Here is a 17,657-nt window from a genome sequence, read left to right on the forward strand (position 1 = left end):
CTTATTCTCCTCGTTCGATTCGGTCCAGCAGCAGCGCGGCCGCCAGCAGGTCGGCGGCGCCGCCGGGCGAGACGTGCAGCCGGCGCAGGCGCGCTTCCAGCACGTCGAATGCGCGCCGCCCGTTCGGCGTGGCGATGCCGCCACATGCGAGCACGCGGCGCGCGCCGTCCTGCGCCGCATCCAGCGCCTTGCGGCCGCCGCGCGCCAGCAAACAGGTGTCGTCCAGCGTGGCCATCACGGCCAGCAAGGCGTTCACGCGGGCGTGGTGTTCGGCATCGCCGCGCGCGCGGGCCAGCGTCAGCATCGGCAGCGCGTGTTCGATCACGTGCGGGAAGCCGGCGCGGGCCTGGCCGCGGGCGCCGCCCACGCCGTGCTCGATGCAGGCGCGCTCGCCCTTGTGGCCCGTGGTCGACGGTGCGCCCGGGTCGGCGATGCGCGCCAGCCTGCCGGCGTGGGCCGCGATGGTCCGCGCCTCGCGTTCCATCGAGCCGGCGGCCGCCGTGACGAGCAGGCCCAGGGCCCAGATCGCGCCGCGGTGCGTGTTCACGCCGCCGCTGGCCGCCATCATCGCCGCTTCGCCGTCGCGGCCGATGGCGCCGATGCGCCGGCGCAGCCGCGCGTCGTCGTCCGCGATGAGCAGGCCCGCCAGCGCCATCTGGCCGAATGCGGGCCGAAGGGCGCAGGCGGACGCGCACATCAGCGGCCACGAGAGGTCGCGGTGGGCGCCCGCGCCGCGCAGGTCGACGAGGCCGGGCTTCGGCGTCAGCATCGCTTCGTCGACCAGCGCCGCGACGGCGTGGTCGGCCAGCGCCAATGCGAGGTCGGGCGCGGCGTCGGCCGGGATGAGAATCGGATCGCGCGCCGTCATCACCAGCTCCTGAATTTCGCCGGCGGTTCGTACAGGCCGCCCGACCACTCGACCAGTTCCGCGATGCTCTTCGCCGCGAGCAGCGAGCGGGTCGCGTCGGCGCGGCGCACGCCCATGTCTTCCGGCAGCGCGATCAGGCCTTCCGCACGCATGCGGACCGTCTGCTTCGGATCGTGCGTGAGGCCGATGGGCGTGACGCCCGCCACCGCCGCCAGCATCGCCTTGCGTTCTTCGAGCGAGCGCGCCTTGTACAGGTAGGCGATGCCTTCTTCGGTGAGGACGTGGGTGACGTCGTCGCCGTAGATCATGACCGGCGCCAGCGGCATGCCGGATGTCTTGCCCACCTCGACGGCGTCCAGCGATTCCACGATCGTGGGCTGGCTGCCGTCCTGGAACGTCTCGACCATTTGCACGACGAGCTTCCTGCCGCGCGCCAGCGGGTCATCCGTTTCCACGAGGTCGAGCCACGCTGGTGTCGGATGGCGGCGGCCGTGCGGGTCGTGGCCCATGTTCGGTGCCCCGCCGAAGCCCGTCAGGCGGCCATGCGTCACGGTGGACGAGTTGCCCAGGCCGTCCATTTGCAAGGTCGAACCGATGAACAGGTCGACGGCATACTGGCCCGCCAGCTGGCAGAACGCGCGGTTCGAGCGCATGGAACCGTCGCGGCCGATGAAGAACACGTCGGGGCGGGCGGCCGTGTACTTTTCCATGCCCAGCTCCGCGCCGAAGCAGTGCACGCTGTCGACCCAGCCCGATTCGATGGCCGGGATCAGCGTGGGGTGCGGGTTCAAGGTCCAGTTGCGGCAGATCTTGCCTTTCAGGCCGAGCTGCTCGCCGTACGTCGGCAGCAGCAGTTCGATCGCGGCCGTGTTGAAGCCGATGCCGTGGTTCAGCGACTGCACGCCGTGGCGCTCGTAGACGCCGCGGATCGCCATCATCCCCATCAGGATATGCACGGGCTTGATGAGGCGCGGGTCGCGCGTGAACAGCGGTTCGATGTAGAACGGCTTGTCGGCCCGTACGACGTAGTCGACCCACGCGCCGGGGATGTCCACGCGGGGCAGGTCCTTCGGGTCGTCGACGATCTCGTTCACCTGCGCGATCACGATGCCGTCGCGGAAGGCGGCCGCCTCGACGAGCGCCGGCGTGTCTTCCGTGCTCGGTCCCGTGTACAGGTTGCCATGGCGGTCCGCCGTATAGCCCGCGACCATCACGACATTCGGCGACAGGTCCACGTACAGGCGCGCATACAGCTCGATGTAGGTGTGCAGGGCGCCGACCGTGAGCGTGCCCTCCTGCAGGAATTGCGAGATGCGCAGGCTTTGCGCGCCTGCGTAGGCGAAATCGAGCTTGCTGGCGATGCCGCGCTCGAACAGGTCCAGGTGCTCCGGCAGGCTCACGCTGGGCATGATCATGTGCAGCCTGTTGATCCGGTCCGGGTCCACCTGCACGAGGGCGCGGGCGAGGAAGTCCGCCTGTTTCTGGTTATTCCCCTCGAGGACGACGCGGTCGCCGCCGGCCAGCAGCAGTTCGAGGGCATCGACGATGCGCGCGCTGTCCAGCACGGGGCCGTCGGCCAGGTGGCTCGCTGCCGCCATGCGCCGCGCCTTTTCCTGGCGCCGCGTGTCCCATCGGCGGGGAGTGTTGCTTTCCATGTTGTCTCCTTTGTATGGAAGGTAGGGCCAGCATAGAAAGGAGACGGCCGGGCTTCAATCAACGCGGTAGCGCAATGTTTACTCTTAGGTTAATGATTCGGGTATGCTTTACCGAGGAGCGGCGCGATGATCGATGAAGAGATTACTTTAAAGAAATTGGAAGTCTTCCTGGCCTTCATGCGCCTGCACAGCCTCGCGCGCGTGTCGGAGGAACTGGGCCAGAGCACGGTCAGCATCCACCGCGCGCTGCACTCGCTGGAAGAGGGATTGCGCTGCCCGTTGTTCCGGCGCGAAGGCAGGAGCCTCGCGCCGCTGCCGGCCGCCTACGCGTTCGCCAAGCACGCGCAGCGCGCCGTCAGCGAAACGGAAGAGGGCGTGCGCAAGGTGCGCGAGCTGGCCGGCTTCGCGGGCGGCCGGCTGAAGATCGGGTCGCTGTATTCGCTGACGCTGCGCTGCATCCCGCAACTGCTCATGGGCCTCAAGTTGCGCCGGCCCGAACTGCAGATCGACCTCACGCTGGGCTCGAACCAGGAATTGCTGCGCGGGCTCGACGAGGGCCGGCTGGATGCGATCGTGATCGGGCTGCAGGCGCCGCTCGACGATGCGCAACTGTTGACGGTGCCGCTGTTCGAGGACGAGGTGCATCTCGCCGCGCCGCTGGGTTCCCCGTACGCGGGCCGCGCGCACGTCGACTTGCGCGACCTGGAGGGCGAAAAATTCATCACGCTGGGCGGCGGCTTCGTCACGTCGGACAGCTTCGACCACGCGTTCCGCCAGGCCGGCTACACGCCGGAGACGATCATGCGCGTGTCCGACATCTTCTCGCTGATCAACCTCGTCAGCGGCGGCATGGGCTACAGCCTGCTGCCGGGCCGCGTGGCCGAATTCAGCACGCGCATCCAGCTGATCCCGCTCGATGCGCCGTACGCGTCGCACCAGACCATCAGCCTGCTCATCTCGAAGAGCCGCGAGCGCGATCCGAACCTGCTGGCGCTGGCGGCCGAGTGCCGGATGTACGGGAAAGGGCAGCGGCTGGGCGGTTAGGCGGCAGGCAGCCGAGTCCTTCCAGCGTGCGCTCGACGGCCACGTCCAGCGGCGTGTGCGGCTCCGCGCCCAGCATCTCGGCGAGGCGGGTATTCTCCAGGCGCACGGGCTGGCGCCACAGGTAGCGCATCTCCCACAGTTCGCGCAGGGTTTCGTTGAACGGCGTGGCCAGCCGCACGAGCCACCATGGGAAGGTAGCGACGGTCGCGCGGCCGCCGCGCCGTCCGACGATGCGGGCGATGGCGGCGCACATCGCCGTGCCGTCCGGGTCCCAGTGGCCGTTCATGTGGAAGCGGGCGAACGGCTCGAGCGCGTTGCGGCGCCCGATCAGCGCGACCATCGTCGCGGCCACGTCCGGCAGGTAGGCCCATTGGTGGCCGACGCCGGGGGCGGCCGGGTTGGCGATACGGCCCACCGGCTTGCCCGGCTTGACGAGGCCTTGCGCGAACCAGTTGTTGCCGGCGCGGGGGCCGAAGAAATCGCCGGCGCGGACGATGAGCGCGCGGCCGCCGCGGTCCGCATATGCCTGCAGTGCCGCCTCCATCCGCACGCGCAGCGCACCCTTGCGCGTGGCCGGATGCTGGGGTGCGTCCTCGGCGACGACCGGGAGCGCGTCCGCGCCATAGTTGTACACCGTGCCCGGCAGGACGACGAGCGCGCCGTTCGCTGCGGCCGCCGCGATCGTATTGTCCAGCATCGGCAGCACCAGCCGGTCCCAGTCGCGGTAGCCCGGCGGGTTCACGGCGTGCACGATGACGGCGCAGCCCTGCGCGGCGCGGGCCACGTCGGCAGCCGACATGGCGTCCCCGCCTATCCATGCGATGCCGTCGGCGTCCGCCGCCGCGGCGGCCGATCCCCGCTTCATGCCGCGCACCTGCCATCCGGCCCGCGCCAGCTGCCGTGCCACCTCGCCGCCGATGCCGCCGCCGGCGCCCAGTACCAGTACCGTGTCGTTCCCGTTCATGCCGTCCTCCGTGCGTTGAAAGTGTTGACAGCGTAGCGCCGGTTCTGGCTCAATGGAATTGCATAAGTTTTACCACCTGCTAAACATTTTTGTATACCCACATGGCATCGGACATCGAATGGGAACTGTATCGCGCCTTCCTCGGCGTGCTGCGCGAAGGCTCGCTGTCCGGCGCTGCCCGGGCGCTGGGCGTGGCGCAGCCGACGGTCGGGCGCCACGTGGCCGCGCTCGAGAAAGCACTGGGCCTCGTGCTGTTCACGCGCTCCCAGACGGGGTTGCTGCCCACGGAGGCGGCGTTCGCGCTGCGCCCGCACGCGGAAACGATGGAAAGCACGGCCGCCGCGCTGGAACGGACGGCGTCCGGCCTGCGCGACGGCGCCGGTTCGGTGGCGGGCACGGTCAGGATCAGCGTCAGCGAGGTCGTGGGCGTCGAGGTGATGCCGGCCATCGTCGCCGATCTGGCCCGGCGCCATCCCGCGCTGAAGGTGGAGCTGGTGCTGTCGAACCGGGTGCACGACCTGCTGCAGCGCGAAGCCGACATCGCCGTGCGCATGACGGCGCCGCGCCAGGAGCAGTTGGTGGCGCGCCGCATCGGCGCCATCGAACTGGGGCTGCACGCGGCACCGGCGTACCTGGACCGGCGCCCCGCGCCGGCCACGCTCGCCGATCTCGGGAACCACGCGCTGATCGGCTACGACCGCCCGACGCCGTTCGTGCGCCAGGCCGCGAAGGCGCTGCCGGGCTTTACGCGCGACCGTTTTGCGCTGCGCACGGACAGCGACGTGGCCCAGCTGGCGCTGGTCCGCGCCGGCGCCGGCATCGGCGTGTGCCAGGTGCCGCTGGCCATGCGCGCGCCTGCGCTCGTGCGCGTGCTGCCGGATGCGTTCACGTTCCGGCTCGATACCTGGGTCACGATGCATGAAGACCTGCGCGCGAGCCCGCGCTGCCGGATCGCGTTCGACGCGCTCGCCGCCGGGCTGGAGGACTATATCGGCGGCGCCCGGTCGGCCCCGTAGGCGTGCGCGCCGGGCACGGTCAACGTGACCGTCGTGCCCTGGCGCGGGCCGCTGGCGATCTCCAGGCGCGCGCCGATGCGTTCCGCCCGTTCGCGCATGCCGATCAGGCCCCAGTGCCCGCGGTATCCCGCCAACCCGGCGCCGCCGTGCCGCACGGGCTCGGGCAGGCCGCGGCCGTCGTCGGACACGCACAGCGTGAGCGCGCGGCGCGCATGGATCAGCGTGACGCGGACGCGGGCGGCGTGCGCGTGGGCGAACGCGTTGCGCAGCGCCTCGCGCGCGATCTCCGCGATCTCGTCGGCGACGGGCGCGAGCAGGGGACGGCGCTCGCCTTCCACGTGCACGTCGACGGCCAGCGCGCCATGCGTGAGCGTGAGGCGGGCGATGGCGTCGGCCAGCACGTCTTCCAGCACGTGCGCATCGCCCGCGCGCAGTTCCTGCAGCTGGTCGCGGCCTTCGCCGATGGCGTGGCTCGCGTCGTCCAGCACGTGCTCCAGCTGGCGGCGCGCGCCGGCGTCGGGCGGCAAGGTCGCGGCGACGGCGTCCACGCGCAGCACGAGGCCCTGCACGGTCTGCAGGAAGGTGTCGTGCAGGGTGCGGGCGATGCGTTCGCGTTCGGCCGTCCTGACCTGCAGCCGCTCCGTCAGGCGGCGCGTCACGTAGCGCATGCGGTAGCGGTACAGCAGCACGCCCAGCAGCACGAGCGCGCCGGCGCAGGCGATGCGGAACCATAGCGTCTGCACGAGCGTGGGCGCCACGTGCAGAGGCAGGGTGGCGACCGCCTCGCCCGGCAGGCCGTCCTCGTTCACGGCGCGCACGTGGAACACGTAGTCGCCGGGACCGATGTTGGTGTACGACGTGGCACGGCGGACGCCCGCATCGAGCCACCCCTTGTCGACGCCGTCGAGCCGGTACTCGAACCGCACCCGTTCCGGCAGGCGCAGCGCCGGCGCCGTGTACTGGATGCGGAAGTGGTCGGTGCCGGCCGGGAGGCGGATCGTCCCTTGCGCCGGCAAGCTGCTGCCGTCCGCCGTCACGCCGAGGATCACGGCCTGCGGCGCGACGCGGTTGCGGCGCAGCTGGGCGAGGTCGAGGCGCATGACACCGCCGGTGGCCGACAGCCACAGGTTGCGGCCGTCGGCGCTGACGATGCCGCGCCAGCGGTTTTCCATCGCGGCGCGGCCCGGATAGCCGTCCAGCGCGTCGAACAATTCGTGGCGCAGCGGCAGGTCCGGGTCGCGCATGGCCTGGCGCCAGTCCGCGGCGCGCACGTGCACGAGGCCCGCGACGCCGTTCATCCAGCGGTCGCCGTCCGGCGTGACGACGATGCCGGACAGGTTGCGCAGCACGCCCGGATCCTGGGTGCGCAGCAGGCGCAGCGTGCGCTCGCGCAGCACGGCCGTGCCGCCGGAACCGCTGACGATGAGGTGTTCGCCCGTGAACAGCGCACTCGCCTGGCCCACGGCGCCGAGATCGTAGTCCGTCAGCTTGTCGTCGAGGTAGTGCACCAGCTTGCCGTCGCCGGTCGCCAGCCACAGGGTGCCCGCGCCGTCGGTCGCGGACTGGAAGATCCTGGAGGGCAGGTTGAAGGCGGCACGCGGCAGCCAGCGGCCGTCGCGCCAGCCGATCAGGCCCGTCTCGAGCGAGGCCGTCCACAACACCTTGCCGTCGTCCAGCAGGCCGACGAGGCGGTAGTCGCGCGGCTTGCCGTCCGGGCCGGGCGGGAGCGGGATGTCTTCCACGGTGGTGCCGCGCACGCGCTGGATGCCGCGCTTGCCGCCGACGAGCAGTGCGCCGTCGGGACCGTTGTTGATCACGCCGACCCACGGGCCACGCACGGCAGCCGGCGCGGCGTCGGGCGCGAGATGCCACAGCGTGCCCGTCTCGAAGTCGGCGGCCAGCACGCGGCCGGCCCCGTCCACGCCGAAGCTGTAGCGGGTGCCGCTGCCGGGCAGGCCGCTGCGCAGGAACCGGTTGCGCCGGAAGCGATCGAGGCCGCTCTCCGTCGCCACCCAGATGTCGCCTTCGCGGTCTTCCAGGATCGCCGCCGCGCCCCGCCCCGACAGCAGCGCCGGGTCCACGACCCGCTCCGCGGCCGCGGAGGCGATGGCCCAGCGAGCCTCCTTGCGCTGTGCCGCGTTCGGCACGCGGCACACCGGTTGCGGGCAGTCCAGCAGCCACAGGGTGCCGTCCGCGCCGAACTGTCCGGCCCCGCCCGATTGCGACGGCGCGTACGTGCCGGGCCGCAGGCTTCCCGTGGCGGCGAGCCGGTGCAGCGTACCGTTCGCCCGCGACCACAGGCTGCCGTCCGGGGCCAGCAGCGGTCGCCCGCCCTGGTCCGTCACCCGCGCGAAGCGGCCGGCGGCCCGGTCCAGGCGCCAGGCGCCGTGTTCGTTGAACGCCCACAGGTTGCCGGCGCCGTCGACGAGCAGGTCTTCCTGGTGCGCCGTTTCCCATTCCGGCCCGGCCGCCACGGCACGCCAGCGGCCGCCGGCGAAATGGGCGATGTGCCCGCCGGCGGCCCACAGGCTGCCGTCCGTGTCGACGGCCAGTGCGCCGACGTTCTCGTACGGGGAAGGTTGGCCCGGCAGGTCCTCGACCCGGCCGTCCGGATGCAGCACCGAGATGCCTTCGGCGGCGAAGGCGATCAGCAGGTCGCCGTTCGGCGCGGCCCGCAGCACCTGGATGCGTTCATGGCTGCGTCCCGGCTGGGCGGGCAGCGCGTAGCGTTCGAAACGCTGGCCGTCGAAGCGGTACAGGCCGTCCGCCGTGCCGAGCCACAGCCAGCCGTCGCGGGTCTGCGCCATCGTATGGATGGCCGGTGGCGCGCCGTCGGTCGCCGTCCATTGCGTGTGGTGGTAGTCGGTGAAGCCTTCCGGCGCCGCCATGGCCGGCCCGGCGGCCAGCAGCAGGGCAGCCGCGAGCGCGCGGACGAGACGATGGCGGCGGCGCATCGCGGTACCGGTCAGAGGTCGATGAAGCCGCGCTGCACGGCGAGCGTGACGGCGTGCGCGCGGTCGTTCGCGCCCAGCTTCACGAGGATCGTGCTCATGTGCGTCTTGACCGTCGTCTCGCCGATGTGCAGCTGTGCGCCGATGGCGCGGTTCGAATGGCCGACGGCCGCGAGGCGCAGCACGTCGAGCTCGCGCGGCGACAGCGCGTCGCCGGCGTAGTGGATCGCCACCTCGCGCCGCAGCGCCTGCGGCAGGATGTGCGAGCCGTTGTGCACTTCGCGTACGGTCGCCGCCAGTTCGCGGCCCGGGACGTTCTTCAGCAGGTAGGCGGACGCGCCGGCCTTGAGCGCGGCCGCGATGCGGGCATCGCCGTCGTAGGTCGTGAGCACGACGAGGCGGGCGTCCGGATGCAGGCTGCGGATGGCGCGGATGGCTTCCAGGCCGTCCTTGCCGGGCATTTGCAGGTCGACGAGGGCCACGTCGGGGCGCCAGTTGGTGAAGAAACGGATCGCTTCGTCGCCGTCGCAGGCCTGGGCGACGACCTCGATGTTGCCGTGCGCAGTCAGCGAAGCGGCTATGCCTTCGCGCATCATCGGATGGTCGTCCGCGATCAGGACGCGGATCGGCGTGGCGCTGGGAGGGTTCATGCGGTGGAGTCTTCGGGGGCGGTACAGGGCAAGATTGTACAAGATTCCCCCTTATCGAGTCGTCGCCCCCGCCAAATGGGTGGGGCCGAGTGTCCGCAAAGACGCTACGCTCGCAGCACCGGGGTCAGAGCGCTAATTTGCTCTTTTGCGCTCTGACCCCGATTTTGCCACCCAAGCCGCGTCAAAAGCCGGAGTCAACATCGTGCATACCCCAGAACCCATCGACGTCATCCGCATCCGCCTGTCCGCCGACGCCGGCGCAACGGCCGTCGTCAGCGAATTCCGGATGGCCAACCGCATCCTGGCCGCGTGGGCGGCGCAGGCCCGGCGCGACAGCCGTGTCGACTACGAAGTCACGTTCCTCGATGGCCTACGCCTGTCCGGCGGCTACCCGCTGCTGCGCAAGGGCGGCAAGCCGCACGCATCGCTCAGCCGCGTGATCCGCCGGCTGTTCAAGGAGATGGCCGGCGGCCCCGCGCCTTACCTGGTCGAGGGTTGAGCGTCAGTGCGGGTCGGCCGGGTCGCCTTCGTAGTTCAGCGGCAGCCAGGCAAAGCCCGCTCCCTCCCTGCGCACGTGGCCGAGGCCGGGGAACGCCACATGGGCGGCGCCGACGAGCAGGTGCTCGCGCGCCGCGCGCTCCAGCAGGCCGGCGCGCGTCGTCCGGGCGTCGGGCGCGCTGGTATCGTATTTGACGGTGGCCTGGACCTGGTCGAGCTGGACGGCCGCCACGTGCACGACGTCGCCCCACACGAGCAGCGCCTGGCCGCCGTCCTCGACGAGATAGCCGCTGTGGCCGGGCGTGTGGCCCGGTTCGGCGACGGCGCGGATGCCGGGGACGAGCGCCGCACCGGGCGCGAACGGCTGGAAGCGGCCGGCGGCCGTGTACGGCGCGAGCGAAGCCGCCGCGCTGTCGAAGAAGCTCGTGAGGAACGCCGGCGCGGCGGCGCGCTGGTCCCTGGACAGCCAGTAATCGGCATCCGCGCCCGCCGCGCGCACGACGGCGTTCGGGAATGCGGGCTTGCCGTCGGCGAGCACGCCGCCCACGTGGTCCTTGTGCAGGTGCGTCAGCAGCACGACGTCGACCTGCTCGGGCCTGTAGCCGGCCGCGCGCAGGTTCGCGAGCAGCTTGCCGCAGCAAGCGCCGTACAGTGCGCCGGCGCCCGTGTCGATCAGCACGAGCTGCGTCCCCGTGTTGACGAGGAAGGCGTTGATGGAGCCCTGCACGGGCCGGTGCAGGTCGTTGTTGGCGAGGGCCGCGTCGACGGCGGCCGGCGTCACGCCGGTCATGACGGTATCGACCGGGAACGTGTGCGTGCCGTCGGAAAGCGCCGTGATCTCGAAGCGGCCCAGCATCGTCCGATACCAGCCTGGGGCCTGGGTGTGCACCTGCGGCGCGGCGGCGTGCGCCGCGGTGGCGAGCATGAAGGCCGCGGCGGCGATGAAGCGACAGGACATGGCGAGCTCTCAGTACGCGTGGATCAGCCCCCGCCGCGCCGCCACGCAGGCCGCTTCGGTGCGGCACGAGACGTTCAGCTTGGACAGGATATTGTTGACGTGGTACTTGACCGTGCCGACGCCGATGTTCTCGGTGCGCGCGATCATCTTGTTGCTCATGCCGGCCGACAGGTGCGCGAGGATCTCGAGCTCGCGGCGCGACAGGCGGTTGGCGTCCACGCGGCCGGCCAGCTTCTCGGCGAGGCCGGGCGCGAGGTAGCGGCGGTTGGCGGCCACCTGGCGCACGCATTGCACCACCTCGTCGAGGCCGGACTGCTTGAGCAGGTAGGCGCTGGCGCCGGCCAGTAGGCCGCGGTGCACGTCCTCGTCGCCGTCGTAGGTCGTCAGGATGACCATGCGGGCGTCCGGCACGAGCGCGCGGATCTTGCGGATCGCTTCGACGCCGCCGCCGCCGGGCATGTTCAGGTCGACGAGCATGACGTCCGGGCGCAGTCGCAGATAGTCTTCGACGGCGGCGACGGCGTCGCCCGCTTCGCCGACCAGTTGCAGCGCCGGCTCGGCGCCGATCAGCGCGGCGAGGCCGGCCCGGATCAGCGGGTGGTCGTCCGCGATCAGCACGGTGATGGGGCGCGGGTCATCCATGGACGGCCTCCACGGATGCGGTGAACGGATGCGCGTGCGCGGCGCGCGGCAGCGCGAAGCCGGCCGTGGCGCCATGGTCCGGATTGGCGTCCAGCCAGAGGCGGCCGCCATGCGCGTCGACGATGGCGCGGCAGATCGCGAGGCCCAGGCCCATGCCGTGCGGCTTCGTCGTCGCCAATGGATCGAAAGCGTCCGCGGCGGTGGCCGCATCCATGCCGGTGCCGTTGTCGCGCACGGTGACGACGATCTCGCCGCCGGCGCCGGCGCCGACGCGGGCGCGGATCGCGATCGAGCGGGAGCGGCCGCGCACGGGAGACAAGGCGTCCACGGCGTTGCCGATGAGGTTGCGCAGGAGCTGGCGCAGCTGCACGGGGCTGGCCGCCACCGTGCGTGCGCCCGGCGCCACCGTCACGCGGCAGGCGATGGCGTGGCGGCGCACGTCGGCCGCGTATTCGGCCAGGACGTCGTCGATGGCGGCGTCGAGGCGGCATGCGGTGCGCTCGAGCCGGACCTGGCCGGCGAGGGCGCGCACGCTCTTCACGATGGCACTGGCGCGCTGCGACGCTTCCAGCACGGCGCACAGTGCGGCGTGCGCCTGGGCCGGCGCCTGGGCGCGTTCGATGCAGCGCAGCGCCGCGTGGGCGTGCAGGACGATGGCGGCCAGAGGCTGGTCGACTTCGTGGGCGATCGACGCGGCCAGCTGGCCGATCGTGGCCAGGCGCGCCTGCCGTTCGGGTTCAAGGCTCGCGGCCAGTGGTGGCGGGTGGGTGGTCATGGGCTGCTCCTCGTCCGGTGATCGGGGTGGTGCGGACGGAATGCCGCGCCACCCTGGTCATTGTCGGGACGAAGGCCGCCCGGGTCCAGCTATACAAAAGGATATGACATCACACTAAAGTATGATGTTCAATCGCCTTCGGCCTGGCGCGCCAGGTGTTCGCCGATGAACCAGCTCTGCAGTTCGTTGGCGCGCACGACCTGGCTGACGATCAGGTCGTTGCTGCCGTCGTCGCCGGCATCGGACGCCGCGCGGGCCAGCGGACGCGCGTCCAGCAGGATCGTCTCGTGGGCAGCAGCCAGGCGTTCCAGCTGGGCGGGGGCCGATTCGCGGCCGCGCGGGGCGCGTGCGATCGACGACTCGCCCGCGATGTCGCCGGCCAGCGCGAACGTCACGCCGCCCAGGGTCTGGATGCGCTCGGCGATGGCGTCCATGATCGCGACCTGTTCTTCGTAGTGCTTGTCGAACAGCAGGTGCAGTTCGTAGAAGTTGGCGCCGGACGTCTGCCAGTGCGCTTTCTTGTAGGCGTCGCGCAGCGCCATCGTGTGCGCCAGCAGGCGGTTCAGGGCGCGTACGCTCTGCGACCGCGTCTGCTCCGGGAGACCGATGCGCACGGGCGCCAGCGCGCCGAATTCCTGAACGACGCCGGCATTGTCCTGGGTATGTTGGTTGTCCATGGGAGACCTCGTGGTGGGAAATGGGATGACAGGCGGAGTCTATCCATCGCGCGCCGCATGGGCACTGATCCAAAGGCCAGGCATTCCGGTAGTATGATGGTTTTCAGCCGCGAAACGCCATGACCACCCATCCCGAGACCGGCGACGACGCCGGCGTCTATCGCACCCTGCTCGAATCCACGCAGGCCATCCCGTGGCGCATCGACTGGGCGTCCGCGCGCTTCACGTACATCGGTCCCCAGATCGAACGCGTGCTGGGCTGGCCCCAGGACAGCTGGAAGACGGTCGAGGACTGGGCCATGCGCATCCATGCGGAAGACCGCCAGAAGACGGTCGATTTCTGTGTGAGCCAGTCGCAGCAGGGCACCGATCACGAAGCCGATTACCGCGCCCTGACGGCCGACGGCGACTACGTGTGGATCCGCGACGTCGTGCACGTGATCCGGCGTGCCGACGGTTCCGTGGACTGCCTCGTGGGCTTCATGTTCGACATCAGCGAACGCAAACGGGCCGAGGACAAGATCCTGCAGCTGCAGAAGGAGCTGGAGGCGCTGTCGTACCGCGACCCGCTCACGGGCATCGCCAACCGCCGCATGTTCGACCGGATCCTGGACGTCGAATGGGGCAAGGCCCGTGCGCTGGGCGCGCCGCTGTCGCTCGTGATGGTCGACATCGATTATTTCAAGCAGTACAACGACCGCTACGGCCATCCGCAGGGCGACGCCTGCCTGAAGGAGGTGGCGCGGGTGCTGGACCGGGCGGCGGCGCGCACGCGCGACCTGTGCGCGCGCCTGGGCGGCGAAGAGTTCGCGCTCGTGCTGCCCGCGACGGACGAGGCGGCGGCGCTGGCGGTGGCGGCGCGGTGCGCGCGGCGGCTGGCGCAGGCGGCGCTGCCCCATGCGGGGTCCGCCGTGGCCGACATCGTCACGTGCAGCATGGGCGTGGCGACGATCGTGCCGGGCAGCCAGGACCAGCCGGCCGGACTCGTCGAGGTGGCGGACACGCGGCTGTACCGCGCCAAGGCGGCGGGACGCAACAGGATCGCCGGCAGCGCCGGCTGAAAGGAATCAGACGGCCGCTGCGCCTGGGGGCAGTGCGCCCGGAGCGCGGCGGCGGCGTGCCATGCCGAGGGCGCCGAGGCCGAGGAACAGCAGGGCTGCGGTGCCCGGCAGCGGGACGTGCACGCCCATCGCCACGCCTTCGAGGACGTCGTTCTGGCAGGTCTCGCCCCAGTGCATCGCGAACGAGCTGTAGTCCATCAGTTCCGAACCGGAGAGGTTGATGGTGAACGTGAGGGCGCCGGTCGAGACGGCCCATTTGCCGGACAGGCCCGTGTACTTGACCGTGGACGACTTGGTGTTCACGGCCGTTTCCTCGTTCTCGCGGTAGTTGCAGTTCGAGCAGTTGATGTAGCTGTTCGAATTGAGGATGTTCTGCGCGTTGGTCGCGCCGTTCAGCGCATACAGCTTGAAGTTGCCGCCCGAGTTGCTCCAGCGGTTGTCGAGCGCGAAGCCATAGTCCCAGACGGTGCCCTTGGTCGCGTTGTCGGGCGTGTAGTGATTGGCATCGGTGCCGGCGGCGTTCCACGTATCGGACAGGAAGACGTCGCCGTAGCCGATGCCCTTGCCGGTCTTGCCGGTCAGCGGGTCCTTGCCCCAGGACGAGTTGGCGCCCGCCTTGCCGGCGAAGCTCGTGTTGATCGTGATGGTCAGGACACTTCCGGCACGCGTGATCGTCGCCTTGGAGATGTCGTACGTGCTGCCGCCGATGACGTCCGCGGCGCCCTGGTTGTCGTAGCCGTAATAGCTGCCGACGCCGGAGTCGGTGATGGTCGCGGCCCACCCCTGGCCGGCGCCGAGGATGAATGCAGCCGAAACGGCCAGCTTGATCGCTTTTTTCACAGAATCTCCCAGAAATATTTACACGTTGACCAGTGTCAAGGCGCATCATGCCACGAATAAACTTAACTTGTAAATAAATTATTTAATATCAATAACGGCCGTGACATTTTTACAACCTCACCCCGGGCCGTGGTATCGCGGTCATGCCCGTCGGTTTTTGCTTGCCATAAACGTGCTTGCCCCACGAAAATGCGTCATTGATCTATAACAATATCAACAATGTCCTCCCTAGCCTCTACACCCCCGCTCGCCGGCCGCCTTGCCGCCGTCCTCGTGGCCGTTGTCCTCGCCGCCGCACTTCCGGCCTGCAACCAGCAAACGGCGGACCAGCAGCGCGCGCATGCCGCACAATTGCGCGCGAAAGGGGATTTTCGCGGTGCGCTCATCGTCCTCAAGAATGCGCTGGACGCCGACCCGCGCAGTGCGGACACGCGCTACCAGCTCGCCCAGGTCTACCTCGACCTGGGCGACAGCACGACGGCGGAAAAGGAAGCCCGGCAGGCGCTGGACCGGGGCCATGCGCGCGGACCGGCGCTGGCGGCGCTGGCCGCGGCGCTCGTGCTGGAAGGCCAGCACCAGAAGGCGCTGGACGAGACGGCGGGCGGCCCCGACGATCCCGGCCTGTCCACCGCGCGCGGCGACGCGTACCTGGCCCTGCGCCGCAACGACGAGGCACGGACGGCCTACGAACACGTGCTCGCCATGCGTGCGGACGACCCGGCGGCGCTCGTCGGCCTGGGCCGGCTCGCCATCGTCGAGGGACATGCGGACGCGGCCCACGGCTACGCCGACCGCGTGCTGGCCCGCGATCCGCGCAACGTCGATGCGCTGATGTTCAAGGCCGACCTCGTGCGCGCGGGCGAGCGTCCCGAGGACGCGCTGGCGCTGTACGACCGCGTGCTGACCGTCAGCCCGCAACACCGTACGGCCCACGTGGAAAAAGCCTATCTCGCCATCGGCCTGCGCAAGCCGCAGATGGCGCAGGCGGAGCTGGACCTGGCCGCGAAGGGCGCGCCGGGCAGCCTGCTCGTTGCCTACACGCAGGCGCTGCTCGACTATACGACGGACAGGCCCGACGCCGCGCGCGACGTCCTGTACAAGGTGCTCAAGGCCGTGCCGGACCACATGCCCAGCGTGCTGCTGGCCGGGGCCGTCGACCTGAAGCTCGGGTCGAATTACCAGGCGGAGCAGCATTTCCGCCGCTACCTGGAACGCAATCCGGCCAACGTGTACGCGCGCAAGATGCTGGCGCAGGCGCTGATCGGTTCCGGCCACGGGGACGAGGCGCGCACGGTGCTGGAGCCCGTGCTCGATGCCCGCCAGGCGGACGCCGAAGTGCTGGCGCTGGCCGCCGACGCCAACCTGAAGGCGCGCCGCTACGACCAGGCCGCCGACCTGTTCGCGCGGGCCAGCACGCTGGACGGCGCGTCGGCCACGCTGCGCACGGGTCTCGGCCTGGCGCGGCTGGGCGCGGGCGCGACGGACGATGCGGTGCGCGAACTGCAGGCCGCGACGGCCCTCGACAAGCGTTCGCCGGAGGCCGTCGAGGCCCTCGTGCAGGCGAACCTGCGCCTGGGCCGGCGCGACGCCGCCCTCGACGCGGCGCTCGCACTGGAGCGCGTCCAGCCCGACCGGCCGCTGGTCCACGCCCTCAAGGGCCAGGTGCTGGCGGCCCAGGGCAAGGCGGAGGCGGCGCGGGCCAGTTTCGCGCGCGCGCTGCAGCTCGATCCTGCGTACTACCGGGCCGCGGCGAGCCTGTCGCAGCTGGCGCTGGACGCCAGCCAGCCGGCGCAGGCGCGGCAGGTGCTCCTTGACTTCCTGGCGAAGAACAAGAAGAGCGTGGCGGCGATGGACGGCCTGGCGACACTGGCCGAGCGCACGCAGGACAGCGCCGAGGTGACGCGCTGGCTGGAACAGGCCGCCGCCGTCGACCCGCACGCGATCGGGCCCGGCGTCGACCTGTGCGCGCACTACCTGCGCGCGGGCCAGACGGACAAGGCGCTGGAACTGGCGCGCCGCCTGCAGGTGAGCCATCCGGAAAACCCGGACCTGCTGGATTTGCGCGGCAAGGCCGAGCTGGCGCGGGGCGACCTCCCGGCCGCGCTGGAATCGTACAAGCAGCTGGCGCAGGCGCTGCCGCGCTCCGCGCCGGCGCTGATGCAGGTGGCGGCGCTGCGCCTCGTGATGAACAACACGACGCAGGCCGAGGAAGACCTCAAGAGCGTGCTGGCGATCCAGCCCGATTTCCCGTCGGCCCAGCTGGAACTGGCTGCGCTGTACGTGCGCAAGGGGTCGCACGACCTGGCGCTGATGGTCGCGGAACACATGCAGAAGCAGCATCCGCAGGGCGCTGCGGGCTACCAGCTGCAGGGCGACATCCTGATGGCCAAGCGCCAGCCGGCCGCCGCGCTGGCCGCGTTCGAGCGCGCGTCCGCGCTGCATGCGACGAACGAACTCGCGATCAAGATCGACAACGCGCTGCGCCAGGCCGGCCGCGTGGCCGACGCCGACGGCCGCCTGGCGAAATGGCTGGCGGCGCATCCGGACGACGTGCGCGTGCTCGCGTACCGCGCGCAGACGTGGATGGGCGCGAACGAGTTCAAGCGGGCCGCCGCCAAGCTGGAAGACGTGCTGCGGCGCCAGCCCGGCAACCCGGTCGCGCTGAACAATCTCGCACTGTGCTACCAGGCGCTGGGCGACGCGCGCGCGCAGGCGACGGCCGAGGCGGCGCTGAACGCCGCGCCGAAGCGCGCGGACGTGATGGACACGCTGGCCTGGATCCTGGTCGGCAACGGGAACGCCGCCCGCGCGGTGACCCTGCTGCGCGAGGCGCAGGCGCTGGCGCCGAAGGCGCGCGACATCCGCTACCACCTGGCGGCGGCGCTGGCCGCCAGCGGCGACAAGGCCGCGGCGCGCAAGGAACTCGACGGGCTGCTGGCCGGCGACATGCGGTTCGCGCAGGCGGACGAGGCCCGCAAGCTGATGGAAAAACTGAAGGCGGGCGGGTGATCAGCCCTCGTCGTCCTCGCGCAAGCGGGGACCCATACTGATCTGAACG

Annotated in this window: 15 protein-coding genes; 5 read left to right on the top strand and 10 right to left on the bottom strand. The window is 70.8% G+C overall.

Translation table 11 applies throughout. The features are described from left to right. Window position 1: 1 nt before the first annotated feature. Window positions 2–868: a triphosphoribosyl-dephospho-CoA synthase gene (locus ACEN9H_RS13695; protein ID WP_371765982.1), complete on the bottom strand. Its 867-nt coding sequence runs from the start codon at window positions 866–868 to the stop codon at window positions 2–4. After that, window positions 868–2,523, bottom strand: coding sequence for a malonate decarboxylase subunit alpha (gene mdcA, locus ACEN9H_RS13700; RefSeq protein WP_413675206.1), 1,656 nt, complete (start codon window positions 2,521–2,523; stop codon window positions 868–870). The genes ACEN9H_RS13695 and mdcA overlap by 1 nt, the downstream gene beginning before the upstream one ends. 126 nt (window positions 2,524–2,649) lie before the next feature. On the opposite strand from mdcA, the gene ACEN9H_RS13705 reads away from it, so the two are divergent. Further along, on the top strand, window positions 2,650–3,567 hold the full coding sequence (locus tag ACEN9H_RS13705; RefSeq protein ID WP_413675207.1) for a LysR family transcriptional regulator: 918 nt from the start codon (window positions 2,650–2,652) through the stop codon (window positions 3,565–3,567). Here the strand turns inward: ACEN9H_RS13705 and ACEN9H_RS13710 are convergent. Continuing rightward, window positions 3,476–4,531, bottom strand: a complete 1,056-nt coding sequence (locus ACEN9H_RS13710; RefSeq protein WP_413675208.1) for an NAD-dependent epimerase/dehydratase family protein — start codon at window positions 4,529–4,531, stop codon at window positions 3,476–3,478. The genes ACEN9H_RS13705 and ACEN9H_RS13710 overlap by 92 nt on opposite strands. 101 nt (window positions 4,532–4,632) lie before the next feature. On the opposite strand from ACEN9H_RS13710, the gene ACEN9H_RS13715 reads away from it, so the two are divergent. Next, the gene (locus ACEN9H_RS13715; RefSeq protein ID WP_413675209.1) at window positions 4,633–5,547 is read left to right on the top strand and encodes a LysR family transcriptional regulator; all 915 of its coding nucleotides are present in this window, start codon (window positions 4,633–4,635) and stop codon (window positions 5,545–5,547) included. On the opposite strand, the gene ACEN9H_RS13720 is transcribed toward ACEN9H_RS13715, so the two are convergent. After that, window positions 5,517–8,501 carry a triple tyrosine motif-containing protein gene (locus tag ACEN9H_RS13720; RefSeq protein WP_413675210.1) on the bottom strand — a complete coding sequence of 995 codons (2,985 nt, stop codon included), beginning with the start codon at window positions 8,499–8,501 and terminating at the stop codon, window positions 5,517–5,519. The genes ACEN9H_RS13715 and ACEN9H_RS13720 overlap by 31 nt on opposite strands. Window positions 8,502–8,512: 11 nt before the next feature. After that, window positions 8,513–9,148 carry a response regulator transcription factor gene (locus ACEN9H_RS13725; RefSeq protein ID WP_056133278.1) on the bottom strand — a complete coding sequence of 212 codons (636 nt, stop codon included), beginning with the start codon at window positions 9,146–9,148 and terminating at the stop codon, window positions 8,513–8,515. Between the two features lie 202 nt (window positions 9,149–9,350). Here ACEN9H_RS13725 and ACEN9H_RS13730 point away from each other — a divergent pair, with 202 nt between their 5' ends. After that, window positions 9,351–9,647 carry a hypothetical protein gene (locus ACEN9H_RS13730; RefSeq protein WP_413675211.1) on the top strand — a complete coding sequence of 99 codons (297 nt, stop codon included), beginning with the start codon at window positions 9,351–9,353 and terminating at the stop codon, window positions 9,645–9,647. Window positions 9,648–9,650: 3 nt separating this feature from the next. Here the strand turns inward: ACEN9H_RS13730 and ACEN9H_RS13735 are convergent, their stop codons facing one another. From ACEN9H_RS13735 to ACEN9H_RS13750, 4 genes are all read right to left on the bottom strand, one after another. Further along, the gene (locus tag ACEN9H_RS13735) at window positions 9,651–10,604 is read right to left on the bottom strand and encodes an MBL fold metallo-hydrolase (RefSeq protein WP_413675212.1); all 954 of its coding nucleotides are present in this window, start codon (window positions 10,602–10,604) and stop codon (window positions 9,651–9,653) included. Between the two features lie 9 nt (window positions 10,605–10,613). Next, window positions 10,614–11,246, bottom strand: coding sequence for a response regulator (locus tag ACEN9H_RS13740; protein WP_056133267.1), 633 nt, complete (start codon window positions 11,244–11,246; stop codon window positions 10,614–10,616). Next, window positions 11,239–12,021 carry a sensor histidine kinase gene (locus ACEN9H_RS13745; RefSeq protein WP_413675213.1) on the bottom strand — a complete coding sequence of 261 codons (783 nt, stop codon included), beginning with the start codon at window positions 12,019–12,021 and terminating at the stop codon, window positions 11,239–11,241. The genes ACEN9H_RS13740 and ACEN9H_RS13745 overlap by 8 nt, the downstream gene beginning before the upstream one ends. 128 nt (window positions 12,022–12,149) lie before the next feature. Further along, complete coding sequence (locus ACEN9H_RS13750) at window positions 12,150–12,698, bottom strand: Dps family protein (RefSeq protein WP_056133262.1); 549 nt, start codon at window positions 12,696–12,698, stop codon at window positions 12,150–12,152. A 119-nt stretch (window positions 12,699–12,817) separates the two neighbouring features. On the opposite strand from ACEN9H_RS13750, the gene ACEN9H_RS13755 reads away from it, so the two are divergent. Next, complete coding sequence (locus ACEN9H_RS13755) at window positions 12,818–13,759, top strand: sensor domain-containing diguanylate cyclase (RefSeq protein WP_056133256.1); 942 nt, start codon at window positions 12,818–12,820, stop codon at window positions 13,757–13,759. Between the two features lie 6 nt (window positions 13,760–13,765). On the opposite strand, the gene ACEN9H_RS13760 is transcribed toward ACEN9H_RS13755, so the two are convergent. Then, the gene (locus ACEN9H_RS13760; RefSeq protein ID WP_413675214.1) at window positions 13,766–14,599 is read right to left on the bottom strand and encodes a PEP-CTERM sorting domain-containing protein; all 834 of its coding nucleotides are present in this window, start codon (window positions 14,597–14,599) and stop codon (window positions 13,766–13,768) included. Window positions 14,600–14,818: 219 nt separating this feature from the next. Between ACEN9H_RS13760 and prsT the strand changes: the two genes are divergently transcribed. Beyond that, window positions 14,819–17,608, top strand: a complete 2,790-nt coding sequence (gene prsT, locus ACEN9H_RS13765) for an XrtA/PEP-CTERM system TPR-repeat protein PrsT (protein WP_413675215.1) — start codon at window positions 14,819–14,821, stop codon at window positions 17,606–17,608. Window positions 17,609–17,657 lie beyond the last annotated feature (49 nt).

Origin of the sequence: Massilia cellulosiltytica (assembly GCF_047325105.1) — a bacterium.
Classification (GTDB): Bacteria; Pseudomonadota; Gammaproteobacteria; order Burkholderiales; family Burkholderiaceae_D; genus Telluria; species Telluria orientalis.

Excerpts from the sequence above, each read along its gene's own strand:
- ACEN9H_RS13710 (WP_413675208.1), bottom strand. The coding sequence starts at position 4,531 with ATGAACGGGAACGACACGGTACTGGTACTGGGCGCCGGCGGCGGCATC.
- ACEN9H_RS13755 (WP_056133256.1), top strand. The coding sequence starts at position 12,818 with ATGACCACCCATCCCGAGACCGGCGACGACGCCGGCGTCTATCGCACC.
- ACEN9H_RS13695 (WP_371765982.1), bottom strand. The coding sequence starts at position 868 with ATGACGGCGCGCGATCCGATTCTCATCCCGGCCGACGCCGCGCCCGAC.
- ACEN9H_RS13745 (WP_413675213.1), bottom strand. The coding sequence starts at position 12,021 with ATGACCACCCACCCGCCACCACTGGCCGCGAGCCTTGAACCCGAACGG.
- prsT (WP_413675215.1), top strand. The coding sequence starts at position 14,819 with ATGTCCTCCCTAGCCTCTACACCCCCGCTCGCCGGCCGCCTTGCCGCC.
- ACEN9H_RS13720 (WP_413675210.1), bottom strand. The coding sequence starts at position 8,501 with ATGCGCCGCCGCCATCGTCTCGTCCGCGCGCTCGCGGCTGCCCTGCTG.
- ACEN9H_RS13740 (WP_056133267.1), bottom strand. The coding sequence starts at position 11,246 with ATGGATGACCCGCGCCCCATCACCGTGCTGATCGCGGACGACCACCCG.
- ACEN9H_RS13715 (WP_413675209.1), top strand. The coding sequence starts at position 4,633 with ATGGCATCGGACATCGAATGGGAACTGTATCGCGCCTTCCTCGGCGTG.
- ACEN9H_RS13735 (WP_413675212.1), bottom strand. The coding sequence starts at position 10,604 with ATGTCCTGTCGCTTCATCGCCGCCGCGGCCTTCATGCTCGCCACCGCG.
- mdcA (WP_413675206.1), bottom strand. The coding sequence starts at position 2,523 with ATGGAAAGCAACACTCCCCGCCGATGGGACACGCGGCGCCAGGAAAAG.
- ACEN9H_RS13750 (WP_056133262.1), bottom strand. The coding sequence starts at position 12,698 with ATGGACAACCAACATACCCAGGACAATGCCGGCGTCGTTCAGGAATTC.
- ACEN9H_RS13705 (WP_413675207.1), top strand. The coding sequence starts at position 2,650 with ATGATCGATGAAGAGATTACTTTAAAGAAATTGGAAGTCTTCCTGGCC.
- ACEN9H_RS13725 (WP_056133278.1), bottom strand. The coding sequence starts at position 9,148 with ATGAACCCTCCCAGCGCCACGCCGATCCGCGTCCTGATCGCGGACGAC.